The sequence below is a fragment of the Desulfobulbus oligotrophicus genome (assembly GCF_016446285.1).
GTDB lineage: Bacteria > Desulfobacterota > Desulfobulbia > Desulfobulbales > Desulfobulbaceae > Desulfobulbus > Desulfobulbus oligotrophicus.
In genome coordinates this window covers 129,700-144,795 of sequence record NZ_CP054140.1, presented here as the reverse complement: position 1 = coordinate 144,795, position 15,096 = coordinate 129,700, and the positions used below count along the sequence as shown (strand labels likewise).

The 15,096-nt window shown below is 52.6% G+C and carries 10 protein-coding genes; 4 read left to right on the top strand and 6 right to left on the bottom strand.

Features of this window, described 5'->3' with window-relative positions; all coding sequences use genetic code 11:
• The first annotated feature begins 20 nt into the window (after positions 1–20).
• Positions 21–2,126, top strand: coding sequence for a RelA/SpoT family protein (locus HP555_RS00640; protein WP_199263305.1), 2,106 nt, complete (start codon positions 21–23; stop codon positions 2,124–2,126).
• 204 nt (positions 2,127–2,330) lie between these two features.
• Here the strand turns inward: HP555_RS00640 and aat are convergent, their stop codons facing one another.
• Positions 2,331–3,029, bottom strand: coding sequence for a leucyl/phenylalanyl-tRNA--protein transferase (gene aat, locus HP555_RS00635; RefSeq protein WP_199263304.1), 699 nt, complete (start codon positions 3,027–3,029; stop codon positions 2,331–2,333).
• Between the two features lie 312 nt (positions 3,030–3,341).
• On the opposite strand from aat, the gene HP555_RS00630 reads away from it, so the two are divergent.
• Together HP555_RS00630 and ispH are read left to right on the top strand one after the other, a co-directional pair.
• Positions 3,342–4,814 (top strand): AAA family ATPase, encoded by a 1,473-nt coding sequence (locus HP555_RS00630; RefSeq protein WP_199263303.1) that lies wholly within the window; start codon positions 3,342–3,344, stop codon positions 4,812–4,814.
• 62 nt (positions 4,815–4,876) lie between these two features.
• A complete protein-coding gene (ispH, locus tag HP555_RS00625) occupies positions 4,877–5,803 on the top strand; it encodes a 4-hydroxy-3-methylbut-2-enyl diphosphate reductase (protein ID WP_199263302.1) in 927 nt (308 codons plus the stop codon).
• Positions 5,804–6,006: 203 nt separating this feature from the next.
• Here ispH and HP555_RS00620 read toward each other — a convergent pair whose 3' ends face one another.
• The 3 genes from HP555_RS00620 to HP555_RS00610 are packed head-to-tail and all read right to left on the bottom strand — an operon-like array spanning position 6,007 to position 9,440.
• A complete protein-coding gene (locus tag HP555_RS00620; RefSeq protein ID WP_199263301.1) occupies positions 6,007–7,041 on the bottom strand; it encodes a polyprenyl synthetase family protein in 1,035 nt (344 codons plus the stop codon).
• Complete coding sequence (locus HP555_RS00615) at positions 7,028–9,022, bottom strand: ATP-dependent DNA helicase (RefSeq protein WP_199263300.1); 1,995 nt, start codon at positions 9,020–9,022, stop codon at positions 7,028–7,030. Before HP555_RS00615 ends, HP555_RS00620 begins: the two co-directional genes overlap by 14 nt.
• The gene (locus HP555_RS00610; RefSeq protein ID WP_199263299.1) at positions 9,015–9,440 is read right to left on the bottom strand and encodes a HEAT repeat domain-containing protein; all 426 of its coding nucleotides are present in this window, start codon (positions 9,438–9,440) and stop codon (positions 9,015–9,017) included. Before HP555_RS00610 ends, HP555_RS00615 begins: the two co-directional genes overlap by 8 nt.
• A gap of 164 nt (positions 9,441–9,604) precedes the next feature.
• Here HP555_RS00610 and HP555_RS00605 point away from each other — a divergent pair, with 164 nt between their 5' ends.
• Positions 9,605–11,464, top strand: a complete 1,860-nt coding sequence (locus tag HP555_RS00605; protein WP_199263298.1) for a hybrid sensor histidine kinase/response regulator — start codon at positions 9,605–9,607, stop codon at positions 11,462–11,464.
• 107 nt (positions 11,465–11,571) lie between these two features.
• Here HP555_RS00605 and HP555_RS00600 read toward each other — a convergent pair whose 3' ends face one another.
• On the bottom strand, positions 11,572–13,002 hold the full coding sequence (locus HP555_RS00600) for a porin family protein (protein ID WP_199263297.1): 1,431 nt from the start codon (positions 13,000–13,002) through the stop codon (positions 11,572–11,574).
• Positions 13,003–13,183: 181 nt separating this feature from the next.
• The gene (locus HP555_RS00595; RefSeq protein WP_199263296.1) at positions 13,184–14,944 is read right to left on the bottom strand and encodes an FG-GAP repeat domain-containing protein; all 1,761 of its coding nucleotides are present in this window, start codon (positions 14,942–14,944) and stop codon (positions 13,184–13,186) included.
• Positions 14,945–15,096 lie beyond the last annotated feature (152 nt).

Below are 15,096 nucleotides of genomic sequence, written 5' to 3'. Positions count from 1 at the left end.
GAGCGCTGACATCATAAGCAATGCAATACGTTAAGTTTGATCTCAAAGCATATCGCCAGACCATGTACCCTTTCATCGGTGACCGACCGGAAGCAAAGGTGTTCTGGGATGCCCTGGATTTTGCTGTTGATGCGCACGGTGAACAGTGGCGGCGCTCCGGCGACCCGTACATTATGCACCCGTGTTCAGTGGCTCGGATTTTGGCCGAAGAGTTGGATATCCGCAATCCGGAAATTCTGGCGGCAGCCTTGCTGCATGATACGCTCGAAGATGTTGAGGAGGTTACCAGTGAGCTGATTCGTCAAAAATTCGGGGCAAACGTCGAGGCGATCGTTGAAGGGTGTACCAAGGTAACCCACTACAGCGGTGACCGGCAGAGTTTCAAAAAGCTGGTTCACCGGAAGATTTTCTCCGGAGCGGCCGCCAAACTGGAGGTGATGATCGTCAAACTGGCCGATCGTCTGCACAATCTCCGCACCCTCTCCAGCATGCCGAGGCACAAGCGGCAGAAGATTGCCGACGAAACCTTGGACATCTATGCTCCCCTGGCAAATATCCTCGGTTTGTTCGGCATTAAACGTGAGCTGTACAATCTGGCGCTGGCCTTCAAATTTCCTCGACAGGGGAATCGGTTGCAACTGCATATCAACAGTTTACGAGACAATCCCGAATCTTTGCAGATTGTCGCCAATGTCCAGGCAGCGATTGACCGACAGGGGGTGCAGGGCAAGGTCTCCCTGCGGACCAAAGGATTATGGGCGTATTATGACATCCGCAATCGCATTCTGATTAAAGAGATTGAAAGCCCGCAGGAGATGTTGATTTTAATGGAAACCAGGTTGGGCTGTTACCAGGCACTGGGGATTTTAAATCAGCTGTATCCGCCGACACCCCGAACAATCCGCGATTTTATTGCCAGTCCCAAGCCTACGGGGTACCAGGGGCTCCATGCCCGGCCTAATATCGCCGGTCGAACATATCTGTTTAAAATCAGAACAGAGGAGATGGCCAGGAGAGCCCAGCGGGGCATGGTGCGCGACTGGGGGAAAGACAACAAGGCCAGCAGCAAGTTTTTCCAGGAAATTCAGGAGATGTTCGATATCCTCGGCAGTGACGATTCGGTCAGCTACCGGGATATGATTGCTGCCAGTGGCCGAAAGGAGATTTATACCTACACACCCCAGGGCGATTTGATTTGTCTGCCGGTTAATTCCATTGTTCTTGATTTTGCTTTCCGGGTCCACACGGCCATCGGGCACAGTTGTATCGGCGCTATGATCGGTCAGAAAAGGGTCGGATTGGATTACCAGCTGCGTGATGGGCAGGTGATTAAAATTATCAGGCAGGAAGAGCAGGTATACTTTGATCCTGCTTTGCAGAAACTCTGTCAGACACCAAAGGCCAGGGCAGAGTTGTCCAAGACGTTTCGAGTGCGGCGTGTAACCGTATCACGTCAGATAGGTATATCCTTACTTTCCCAGGAGTTACGGCGATATGGCGTTCCCTTTGAAGTGGTGGAAAAAGAGGAGATGGCCGATGTCCTGACCTATTTTGATATCGAATCCATGGATGATCTGTTCCTGACACTGGGTGAGGGCAGGGTACGATTGCGCGAGCTGATCTACGAGATCCGTAATGGCCTTTATGCCGGCCGGCCAACGCTGTATCAGCCGACCGGTGCGTTTAACCGGGTGGATCTGGCAACCCTGGACCCGGTGGTTATCAAATTTTCAGCCTGCTGCAAACCCGGTCCACTGGATAAGGGAGTGATTGCGCTGCTGAGTCCACGGGGTCTTTCGCTACACCGTAAGGATTGCATTCAATTGCAGAAGATCCATTTTCAGCGGGAAGATGCGGTGGAGATACGCTGGAAGTTGAAAGGCACGCGTATCATTAAAAATCAGCGCATTATTGTCATGCGGGCAACCCGTAACCGGTTGCTGATGATGCTGTCGGTGGCGCCTGAAGAGATGAAAATTGTTGATGTCCTGCACCTTGGCAGGAGAGCGAATCTGGAAGGTGATTGGGAGATCCATTTTCAGGTTGCTGATCTGTATGGCCTGAAAAAAGTCGATCGTCATTTCTCTCGTTCAGGGTTGCGGTATGAGTTTGAGTTCGAACAGTGACCCGCACGTACCTGCAACGACGGTAAATCGGTTTTCCGACATTCATATCATGGACAGGTAGCTGGAAAGATGAAGAAAGTACATGTGCTGTGAGTACAGATTGTGGCTGATCCCTTAAGGTACGATCTGTGTATGCATGAGCAACATCCCGGCACCCAGGAGCTTGTGTGAAGGAGGCCGGCGAGGGCGAGGTTTGCAGCGCAGCTATTTGCCGGTTGCTGAGGTGATCAACCATTTGGGCTGAGGCCGGCAGTGGTCGATAAGACGATGCAACTGAGTTTGGAAAACCTTTCGGCTGAGTTCTCTGGCCCCAAAGCGTAGAAGATGCTCTGTGGTCATCTGGCAGTCGATCATGGCGATACCCGTGAGCAGGGCATGTTGTACCAGGTACGCCAGCGCCACCTTGGAGGCATCTGGAATCCGGGTAAACATTGATTCACCAAAAAATACCCGGTCCAGACAAACGCCGTAAAGGCCACCGGCCAGTTGGCCTTTATGCCGGCATTCGATCGAATGGGCAAAACCGAGTTCATGGAGTCGGTTGTAGGCCTCCTGTATTTCCGGGGTGATCCAGGTGCCCTGATCGAGTCGGGCAGGGGAGGTGGCACAGCCGTCAACAACCTCGGCAAAAGCTGTATCTGCAGACACGGTAAATATGCCGGACCGAATTGTGCGCCGCAATCTTTTAGGAAGGTGAAATTCCTCAGGGAACAGGACGAGACGCGGGGCCGGTGACCACCACAGGATCGGGTCACCTTGAGAAAACCAGGGGAAAATACCCTGACTGTAGGCCGTCAGCAGGCGGATCGGTTCAAGATCGCCGCCAACGGCAAGCAGGCCGTCCGGTTCGGCAAGATCAGGTGATGGAAAGACAGGTTCGTCGATCAGTCGAAAAACTGGCATCTGGTGTCAGGCGAAGTGGAGGTTACAGGAATGATCCGGCATTTTACTGTACCAGCTGAAAAAACCCAAGATAAAGCCCTGTCATGTGCACTGCAAGCAGAGAACGACGGGTCAGTAGCGGCCGGATCAGTGCGGGTCGTGTCAGGGGCATGGTTCGTTTCCTGGGAGTGCATTGACTTGTTGTGTGGAGTGCGGCACGGTCTTTGCGGTAACCAGATGTTAACATGTGATTTTTTACTTGGTGGCACAGTCAGTCGCCCTTAAAATCGGTAAAGTTGTCGAAATAATAGTCCAGGTTGGTTTATTACAATCATGTATCTCGAACATTTTCATCTCAGTTACGAGCCGTTCTCCGCAAATCCCGATCCTGATCTCTTTTTTTCCGGTGCCAGACGAGAGGAGATATGCCAATCATTGATTCTTGATATCCTGGCTGGCAAGAGACTCGTGAAAGTAATCGGGCGAGCAGGTTCCGGAAAAACGACGCTCTGCCAAATGGTTGTCGATCGATTGCCGTCCGAGTATCAGGTGATCATGCTGCAGGCTCCATTGGATTCTTTCGACGATCTGATAAAAGAGATGTGCCTTGAACTGGGCATGGATCCAAGGGGGCGGCAGGCTGCTGATTATCTGGAGGTCCTTCCACGGTTGCTCGAACGGCGGCTGGCCGAACATATCAGGCTTGTGCTGATCATTGATGGTGCAGAAAAGCTCTACCTTGCCACACTGGAGCGGCTGCTTCAGTTTATCAGCGATAATTCTGAAGACTCCGGCTGGACAACGCTGCTGGTCGGAAACCCTGATTTGGATGCACATCTGGATCAGCTGTCGGTCTTTTGTAACAGTGTTGATATCCATACCGGATATGCTCTTGATGAGCTGACGGCCAGTGAAACCCGACAGTATCTCTATTTCTGTCTCCAGACCGCCGGAATGCCGCGAGAGCAGATTGAAGAACTGTTTGATGAAGAGAAGATGGACCGCATCATAGCAACCGCCCGTGGTAACATCGGTATGATCAACACCCTGGCCAAAGAGGTTTTGCACGCCTTCTGTCAGCATCAGGCCGTTGTTGATCAGCCTGTTGCCGCTGAACCGGTGCTTGCGGAAGAGGAGGAAGATGTACCCCGTTGGGAAGAAAAGATCCATGAGCTATGGGAATTTTTGTCGGTACATGATCTTTGGGAACTGCTGTCTGCCAACAGAATGTTTACAGCTGTTCTGATTGGGGTGCCGGTGACCTTTCTGGTCATCGGCGTGTTCCTCTGGATCGGTGATCGCGATCAGGAGCCGGCTTCTCCTGTGGTGATGGATCAGCAGACTCCTGCCCTTTTTCCCGGGAAGACGACGCCGAATGAACCTGACCGGTCTTTGGCTGCTGAACCGTCCTCATCTGCAACCGGGAAAGAAAATGACGGCGCCATATCAGAGGCGCAGGCAGGGAGGGACGGTGAGCAGCTGTATCGGGAACGGCTCGGTGCCAGCGCCAGTTGGCTGACGGGGATGCATAAAGGAAAGTATACCATTCAATTATTGACAGTGTCTTCAGATACGGCGCAGACGGTCGTTGGCGATACGCTGCAGCAGGATGCATTTTATTCTATCCTCAACCAGCTGTATGTTTTTCGTAAAAGAACCAATCCGCTCACCATCTTTGTGTATCACGGGCTGTACGACAGTTTAGATGATGCCCGGGAAGCACGGAACAACATGCCGGTTTATCTTCGCAAACATCATCCCTATCCGCTGGCTGTAGACGATGTCCTCAACACCCTGGTCAACTAGCAAACGCCGTTTCTGCCGGACTGATGGGTAACTGCTTATCCATTTTATCATAGTGTAATCCCATGGCCTTCCATATAGTTCTTGCAAATCCCCGCGGTTTTTGTGCCGGTGTCAATCGAGCGATCACTATTGTCAACCAGGCTCTGGAACGTTACAGGCCGCCTGTTTATGTCCTTCACGAAATCGTTCATAACAGACATGTTATTGAGGAGCTGCGGCAAAAGGGTGCGATTTTTGTCGAAGAGCTGGAAGAGGTCCCTCGCGGTGCAGTCACTATCTTTAGTGCCCATGGTGTTTCCCGGGCGGTTGAAAAGCGAGCGCATGAGCTGGGGTTGCGGACTATTGATGCTACGTGCCCATTGGTCTCCAAGGTACACCGGAGGATGATACGACTTCAGAAAGACGGATTTGATGTGCTGGTGATCGGGCACAAGGGGCATCCTGAGGTCGAGGGGACCTGCGGCCAGGCCACCGGACCGGTCCATGTGCTGTCCAGCCCGGAGGAGATTACCTCTCTTAAGGTGAGAGATCCTGCCAGGATCGGCTATGTCACCCAAACAACACTGAGTGTTGACGATACCGCTGAACTGCTGAAGACGCTCCGTTCTCACTTCCCGCTCATATCTGAGCCTGAACGAACAGATATCTGTTATGCCACAACCAACCGGCAGGCTGTGGTCAGGCAGTTGGCCAGAGCCGTTGATCTGGTGCTGATTGTCGGTTCAAAAAACAGCTCTAATTCCAACCGGTTGCGAGAGGTGGCCGAACTGCAGAAAACTCCGGCATTTCTGATCGATGATGCGGATGAAATCAACATGCAGTGGTTTGCAAATGTGGAACGGGTCGGTATCAGTGCCGGAGCCTCTGCTCCGGAACATCTGGTGGTGGAGGTTGTGCAACGGCTCCAGCAATACGGGGCCGGCGTCATCGAGGAGATGGAGGGAGAAGAGGAGCATACCAGCTTTCTTGTCCCCGCTCTGCGGGTGTAACGGTTTTCTGTTGTGAAAGATTGGTGCCGGAAGTGACCTTACAACCGGGACAAGCGGTTTGTGAGGCGATTGTCAACAGACCTCCATGCGTAAACGTTATTCCGGAAGAACGGCAGTTGTGCTGTTTGACGCAATGACTGTGGAAGCCTGCATAAAACATGTTTTTAATCAGTTTGCAGTGAAGCGGCTGCAGATCGATCAGATTATTTTTTTCGGGTGAGCAGGTAGGCTGCCAGCATCTGTAACAGGTGAAGCGCCTGTCCGCCGTTTTCATGAACCGTCATGGTCTTGATGGTTTCGATTGCCTGGCTGACCAGCTGTCGGGCAGTATGGGCGGCACGGCTGAACCCGTCGTAGCGTTCGATGTTTGCCACCAGATCCTGATAGGCTGAACGCTGGGTGCGATCACCCTGTATCAGGTCTTCCATGATCTGCTTATCTTCCGGAGTGGCATGGGCGAGGGCATAGAGGAGGGGCAGGGTTATCTTACCTTCTGCAAAATCGTTACCAACCTGTTTACCGGTCTGAGCAGTGTTCCCCTGAAAATCGAGGAGATCGTCGACTATCTGGAAAGCCTCGCCGATATGGCTGCCGTAGGTGCTCAGTGCGTGCTGCTGTTGTGGATCTGCTCCGGCATAGAGCGCACCGATGGCACAGGTGGAGGCGATCAGATTGCCTGTTTTCTGGCGGATGATCTTAAAGTACTGCTGCTCTGATGCATGGACATTGGCAATCTGGCGAAGCTGTTCGAATTCACCGTTGACCATTGATTGGGTGGCGTGACAGAATACGTCCAGGCTGTCGGACCCGGCCATTTTGCCGACCAGGTACATGCTGCGGGCGTGAAGCCAGTCACCGGCCAGAATTGCCGCGGTTATGCCGTAATGGGCAATCACGGTTGCCTTGCCGCGTCGTTGGTCCGCCCGGTCAATAATATCGTCATGGATCAAGGTTGCCACATGCAGATATTCAAAGGCTCCGGCCAGCAGGTACAGGTTGTCATCGTCTCTTCCGCAACCCCGTGAGCAGAGGATGGTCAGAAGTGGCCGAATGCGTTTACCGCCATTAAACAGGGCATAATGGACAACCTCGCTGAGCAGAGGATCGCATTGGTCAAGTGCGTGTTCCAGATCAGCCCGTATAGCGGCTTCAACACGGGCAACTGCCGATGCAACGGCGCTGTGCAGTTCGGCAAAGGGATCGGCCTGCACAGAGTTTGAAGGTTCAGTGGCTGACATGCGCATCCGTGGTTAGTCTGTTTGCGGTGCTGAAAAAGGCGGCAACATCGGTCTGCTCCCGGGTGATTGGGCTTGGTGGTAGACTGCGAAGAAACTGTCGGCCATATCCCCTGGTGAACAGACGTGTGTCCAGGACGGCTATGACACCCCGATCTGCGGCAGTACGCATCAACCGCCCCACTCCCTGGCGGAGGCTGAGAATGGCGCTTGGCACCTGGTAGTCCTTGAACGGATTTCCCCCCAAGGCTTTGATTCGTTGTATGCGGGCCATAATAACAGGATCAGTGGGGACTTCAAACGGTAATTTATCGATAATGACCAGACTGAGTGATTCTCCCGGAACATCGATTCCTTCCCAAAAACTTGCCACCGCAAATAAAACCGAGTGAGTCGTTTCCCGAAAGTGTTCAAGCAGTATCCGGCGCGAGGCGTCACCCTGTCTGAGCAGCGGGTAGGGCAGTGTATCATGCAGTGCTTCATACGCCTGATTCATGGCGGCGATGGAAGTAAAGAGGGCAAGCGTTCTACCGCCTGCATAACCGATCAGCGTAGCTATTTCTTTTTGCTGGGCATGCGGGTGATCCGGGGCGCCGGGTTCGGGATAACCGCTGCCGGGGATATAGAGGAGGGTTTGGCCCGGATAATCAAAGGGTGATGGCAGTTGTAAGGTGCGGGTATCTGCAGGCAGGCCCAACCGGTTTAAAAAATAATGAAAGCCGTCGCCGCTGGCCAGCGTTGCCGAGGTGAAGATACAGTGGCGCACCTGTGTGAATAAAGTGGCATCAAGCTCTGGAGCCACATCAACGGGGGTGGCGAAAAGTGAGAAGTTTCGTTCGGTTCGTTCATACCAGTAGGTGTGACGAACATCTTCAGGCTGTATGTCTTCAAACTGTTCGGCGGTGATGAGTGCAAGGCGTTCTTCCAGCTCATGGATACGGTTGCTATACTGTGACCAGGGGCCGTCTGATGACCCGACCGCTTCCATCCTGACAGCCAGATGAGAAAGGGCGGCACCGAGATGATCCCGGTGGAGATTGATCTCCGGGTACTTGGCAAGAAGTGCCGGTAACAGATAGCGGCCTCTTGCGGCAGGGAAGGTGCCGACAAATTTTTCAACGGCCGCTGTGAGTCGACCTGTTGCTTCGACAATCTGTTGACGGTGCTCAACACTCAAATCTGTTTGCGTGCTGCGCTCAACGTCACTGCAGAGATCAAGGACCTGATACCGGGAAAAGGTAAAGCCGAAATAGGTGGTGGCCACTGCTTCGAGATGGTGGGCTTCATCGAAGATAACGGTCTCGTATCGGGGTAATACCTCGCCATACCCACTTTTACGCAGAGCTAGATCGGAAAAGAGGAGATGGTGATTGACGACCAGCAGGTCACTGGCAGCGGCATCGCGACGCAGGTGATGCAGAAAGCAGACCGAACCGTCCGGACAATCCTGGCCAAGACAAAATTGAGTCTGACAGCAAATTTTTTGCCAGAGTGGTGAATCCGCAGGCAGCCAGGTGAGTTCAGAGCGGTCGGCATGCCGGGTCGTGTTGATCCAGTTTTCGATTTCCCGACGTTGTCCGGCCGTAAACAGTTCGTGCTGACTGCCTGCCTGAAGCTGATGCCATCGGTACAAGCAGAGATAATTCTGACGGCCTTTGACACAGAGTGCCTTGAGATCAGGGCGGATAATTTCTGTGATCAGTGGAATTTCACGTTGAAGGATCTGATCTTGAAGGTTACGGGTATTTGTGGACACCACAACCCGGTATCCGCTTAAAACTGCAGGGATAAGGTAGGCAAGGGTCTTCCCCAGTCCGGTTTCTGCTTCAATTGCCAGACAGGCCGCCCGTCCCGATGCGGCAAGATGTTCGTCAGTATGGAGCAGGTCGGCAACAGCCTGGGCCATGTGCAGTTGGCCTGATCGGAACTGGTAGTGTGGGAGGCCGCGGGCCAGCAGGCCGTCTGGTCCGAAAAATTTATCCATGATGAGCTTCTTCTAAAATATCCCGGACGATTTCAGCAACCTGCGGTGACGGATCGTTGAGCAGAGAGGGCAGGGCCGCAAGTGCATCGGCCGAGCCGATAATACCGAGGGCACTGGCTGCTTCACCTCGAACCCACTCGACCGGATGCTGCAGACGTCTGATCAATCCCGGCAGTGCAAGGGACAGGTGGTCAAAATGTAAAGACATGAGCTCTTCCAGCAGGACCAATACGCCGATCCGCACCGAATACCGCTCATCCTCAAGAAGGCGTCCGATCCAGGCAATATAACGGGACTCTTGCCGGATCATGGCAATGATATTGTCGACATGGCCCAGCGCGAGAAAGTCGGCGATAACCGTTACAAGTTCCTCGTCACCGACCCTGTACCGGGGAGGTTGTGTTGTATTTTGCAGCATAGTGGATACTCTTTGACTGACCGTAATGTTTTGTCCATACCATGGACCAGAGCAGTCGGCAATTCGAGAGTCACTTCTTTACGGTTTGACAGCTGAAATTTTTATGATAAAACAACAGTAAGAGAGAATCTTTCCGATAAATCAGTTCCCTGTTCCCATTCTCCATGACCGGCAATGTATCTTCACCATCTCTGTCGATGATCAATGAGCACGAACTCCTTGAAGATGAGGAGTGTATTCTCATTGTTGACGATTCTCTCGAATTTACTCGTCTTGTCCAGGACTTTCTCCATAAGAACAACCTGCCGGCAGTTACTGCTCACTCCGCCGACGCCCTGCATCGCCAGCTGACGATGAGCAATGTGGCGCTTGTACTGCTGGATATCGGTCTTCCTGATGGTGATGGAGCGAACCTCATCCCTGAGTTGAAGCAGAGGTATCCGGATCTGGCGGTTATCATGCTGACCGCTGTTTCGGACGTGTACACCGCACTTGCCTGCCTTCGTCAGGGAGCTGACGACTATCTGGTTAAGCCTGTACAATTCCCTGACCTGCACTCCGCCCTGCACCGTGTACTGGAAAAACGACGCCTGACCATCCGTAACCGACATTACCAGCGGCGAATCGAGCAGGCAAACTTTCGGATTCAATTGGCCCATGATTTAGCCTTGAAAATGAACACCGCCTACCTGGGGACCACCGAGCTGGACGAGGTATTGCACGCTATCCTGGTTGGTATTACTGCAGAAGAGGGGGTGGGGTTTAACCGTGCCTTTCTTGCCCTGTTTGATGAGGATGGTGCCCTTTTGAAAGGGCGGTCCGCCATCGGACCGGCGAACAGGGAGGAAGGCAGTCGGATCTGGCAGGAAATCCAGGATCAAAAGCTGGGATTGCATGACCTTATCGCCCGCCTCCGGGACGACAGCAACACCATGAATGTCGAGGTGAATCGAATTGCCCGTGCTTTGCAGGTCGATGCCTTGAACAGTGAGCATGTTTTAATCCGGGCGGTCCGTGAGCGACGATCCATCAATGTGGTGAACGGGCAGTCTGAGTTTTCAGTCCCCCTTGAGCTCCTCGGCCTGCTGCAGGAAGATACTTTTGTGGTTGTGCCCCTCTTCTCACCCAGCAGGGCCTTGGGGGTCATCATTGCGGATCATTTTGTCAGTCGTCACCCGATTGATGAAGAACAGATAAAGGCATTGGAGGGTTTTGCAAGTCAAGCCAGTCTTGCCATTGAACACTGCCGTCTGCATACAGCAATGCAACGCAAAATGAATGAGCTTGAGGCAGTGGCGGCAGAACTGCAAAAAAATAAAGACCTGCTCATCGATGCAGAGCGCTACTCGGCTCTGGGGCACATGGCTGCCCAGCTGGCACACAGTATTCGTAATCCGATCACGGCCATTGGCGGAACGGCCCGCCTGCTTGCCCGTAAAATTGAGAACAAAGAGTGGTTACGGTTTCTTTCGATGATGACGGGTGAAGCGGAAAAGATTGAAAAGATCCTGGAAGATCTTTTTGTTTTTGTTGAACAGACTAAACCGGAGATGGAACGGGTTTCGCTGTTGCCGCTTATCGGTCAATCGCTGCTGCTCTATTACAAGACACTGAACGAGCGGGGGATCCGCCAGAATCTCGTCCTGCCTGAGCATGATCTGGAACTGTTGATTGATCCGCGCCAGATTCAGCAGGCACTGGTGCATCTTTTTCGTAACAGTATCGAGGCCATGCCATTGGGAGGTGAGTTAACGGTCTCTGTGGAAGTAGAGGACAAACAGGTACGTATCATCATTCACGATACCGGTAAAGGATTGAGCCGGGGAACTGTAGAGTATGCAACCGACCCGTTTTTCACAACCAAGGTCGTGGGAACAGGTATGGGGCTTACCATTGTCCGGCGAATTGTTGAAGAACACGGTGGTGAACTGGTGCTTCAAAGCAGCGGTAATGGGATGCGGGCAACAATTGTCTTGCCGAAACCACAGGATGAGTTGCCTATAACCAATCAGGATGCCTCCTGATCAGATAGCCTGTTCGTTGTTTCAGACAGGAATCCATAAAAAAAGGTGTGAGGCTGATGATCAACCCCACACCTCTGTGCAGACAGCTCTTTTGGAAACGAGATGTTTTAGAACTTCAGCTCAAATCGTGAAAGTGCACCAAACACGCCGTCATCTTCTTCAAGATATCCCTCAACTTTGGGCTTCAGATAACCAGCGGACAGGTACATGTCCATACCCTGGCTGATGGTGTACTGGAGAATTCCGGATACCTCCCAGGCGCTCTTCACACCACCGGCACTGTAATCGGTAGCTTCCGTTCCCGGTATGGATGCGGATGTTGTATTCGGCCCGTCGCCTGCCACACCCTTGCTGTCCCAGGTATGGATATCTGCATACATGAAGTTACCGGTCAGCTTCAGTGCTTCGGTTGCCTGGTACTGGACAATCAGTCCACCCCAGAGCCAGTTGCCGAAATCACCGATACGGATGGAGGAGATACGGCTGTTGTCGGAAGAACCCATCATAACGCCGGTACCAAAGGCCCGGTCAGGCTGGAAACCTTTGGTGGTGAAACCAAGGTTAAGACCAAGGGTCAGCTTGTCAATGGTGTAGGTCGGCAACACATAGCCGCCGTATCCGGTGTCCTTGGAGCCGATCAGGTCATTACCGTTATTTGAAACGGTCCAGGTGTCGGTTTCCCAGGAGTTAAAGTTGTTCAGGTCGGCGTTGGTAAAGGCCACTTCACTGTTCAGGCCAAAGGCACCGGCCTTACCGGACACATAGAGAGAACCGAACAGACCTTCGTTGGGTTCGAAGTACTGAATACCGGTTGCGGTCCACACTTCAGGGCGTGAGTCGGTCTGATAGCCGAGCATACCACCGATGGTCCAGTCGTTGTTGAGTTTGGTCTTGGCATGCACACCGTAGCGCATAACATCATCGTCTTCAGCAGCAACTCTTCTGAGGGAGCCTGTGTACTCGCCGTTCTGTGCCTCTTCCATCCATTCGATAAAGGGGTTGATCTCTACATTATCAAATTTAATGATACCGCGGATCCCGTAGGAGCTGACATCATCATAGAAGAAGTTGTAGGTCGGTCCCATCGGGCCGTAGGTGGAACGGTATCGGCCAAGTTCAACGGTGAGGTTGTCGTTGAAAGGAATACCAATGTAAGCCAGGTCAACCCAGATATTGCTGCCGGAGTTGATTGGCGGCTGAGTAACGGCAGGGTCATTATCAATATCACCGGAGGATCCTTCCATACGGAAACGGGCCTTGGCATAGGCACCGCCTGCTGCGGTTCCGACAACATTCAACCGGATACGGGAATCCATGTTGGTCTGGCCCTTGTAATTGTACTCACCAACCTGATCAACTCCGCCGGCATTTCGGTTGCCGAACTGTCTGGAATTCATGTGGTATTTATCCGTATAGCCAAGACGAACACGGGCATCACCGGTGATCTTTACTCCGGGCTCAACAGCAGCAGCGGAGGCAGTGGAACCTAAGCCGCCTACCAGCATGAGGGCTGCGCCTGCAACTAGTACTTTTTTCATTTCTCTCTCCTTCTTGTGTAGGTGTTGGTAGAGTGTCTCCACAACAGAGCTAAACCTTAAAAAAACGAATTCACCGACTGCAGCGTAAAATAACTTGTGATGCTCGTCAAGTTTTTTTTACTTGAGTTTAAAAAATTTTACTCTTGTTGTCTGTGGTGCTCCACAGTGGCACTTCTTTTCCTCACTGTTCTTCAGAAGAGGGGAGATCCTGGCTGTCCCAGATGCTTTGATTTGATCCCTGGAGATTGATTTGCAGGGTGTAGCTGTTGAGGTACGTGGATGCACTCTGCCAGAAGATAAATGGATAACTGGTTTCTGCTTCAGCAAAAAGGACTGCGTATTCCGTGCTTCCCGGATCAGCGTGGAGGACCTGATAGTTCGCGATATAGCCGGGAATTTTTTTAGATTCCCAAAGGCGGGTCAGGCTGAAGCGATCCCATTTGAAGGCGGCCAGTGAACTGCCGGCAAAGTATCGGAGATTTGGCATAAAAGGCACGGTCTCCAGTCGGTTGCGACCAACCAGAATGTCGTTGATATGATCGCCGTCCAGATCAGCAACCACGATCCTGGTCCGAATCCAGGCAGGCTCTTTTTCGCTTGAGGCAGCATTGTTGGCACTGGTGAGGGTTCCGAAAAAGTTGTTGCTTGCCCCGAAAGTATCAGGACTTGTCCAGCGCACAGAACCTGCGGTGTCATACAGTTGCAGCCGGTTTTGGCTGTTGATGGCCACAACAACCTTATTACCGCTGCCGTCGAGGTCTGCCAGAACAAAGTCAAACACGGAAAGGCCTTTGGGAATGTTGAGGCGTTGCCCTTCGTTCAGGGTATTTTGAGCATCCAGGTGCATTTCAAAAATTCCACCGCCGCCAAGGTCATCGGCTAAGCTTCGCTGACCCAGCAGTACAGGTGCCTCTCCCGGTGAAGCCATGGTTCGGAGATACCAGCGGGCATGCTCAAAGAGTGTGGTTATTCGTTTACCGTTCCATTCCATGGCTGTGGCGTCGGGCATGTCCCCATTGCTGCCGCTGATGTATATTTCCTGCAGGCCGTTTTTGTTGAAATCTCCCAGAGTGACGGAGTGATAGCGGATATGGTTGGGCAGGTTAACTGTAGCCAGCATGCGGAACTGGTTGTCATCATAACGATAAATCACGAGGCTGTCGGTGGTCAGAAGAACAACCTCATCCTTGCCGTCACCATCCAGGTCACCGGCGTTTATGTCCATGGCTTGCACTGGAAGGGCCCGGCTGCGCAAGGTGTTGGCCAGCGTGAAGAGACCACCTGCCTCAAGGCCGGTGGTCATGCCCGCGTACCGGCCTTCTCGATAGGCGCGTTCCGGGTGAGCGGTCTGGAAGGTCGCCATGTCGGTTGTCTGTTTGGCTGCATCTCGTATTTCCGGGCGGGGTTTGTTAAAGAGAGTACCGCTTATGTCCCAGGCCAGCTCATCAACGGCCTGCATGGCGTCGTCCACAATGGTAAAACTTTGAATAAACTGTCTGGGTGGTTGCGTACCGCTCTGTGAAAAGACGTAGCAGGTCAGTTCAAACTGATTGTTTTTGGGTGCCAGAGAACCGATGATCACGTGTTGTGCACCGGATTGGCGGAGCAGCTGACCAAAGGCAGCATGATTGCCCTCTTTGAGGGTCAGGGCCATCTGTTCGGAGATGCTACCTTGGGCAACTGCAGCAACACCGGCTCGTGCGGAGAGGCGGCTCGCCAGGGTACTGGCAAGGCCATGCTTCAGGTAGCTGTACGAACCAGGGATTTCGACAGTAAAGGGAAGGATAATCACCTGCTGTTTAGCTGGTGGGCCTGTTTTGCCGTCAGCAGCGAAAGAGGCGACAGAGATGAGTAATGTGCAGCAGAACAGACTGAAGCAGGTCAGGAACCACCGGTAACGGTTGACATGACAGAAAGATGCACAGCAGAGGTTCAGTTTCACGGTGGGCACTCCTTGCTCAAGTATTCAGGAAAACGTGTGGCCGGCGACTGAGTAAGCGGAAAAATATACGGGCACTGTTGGCATGAAAAGAGGTCAACACATCTGAGCCCGATAAAAGATTTCATGTTGTCCTGTTGCCTCATACAGAAAAA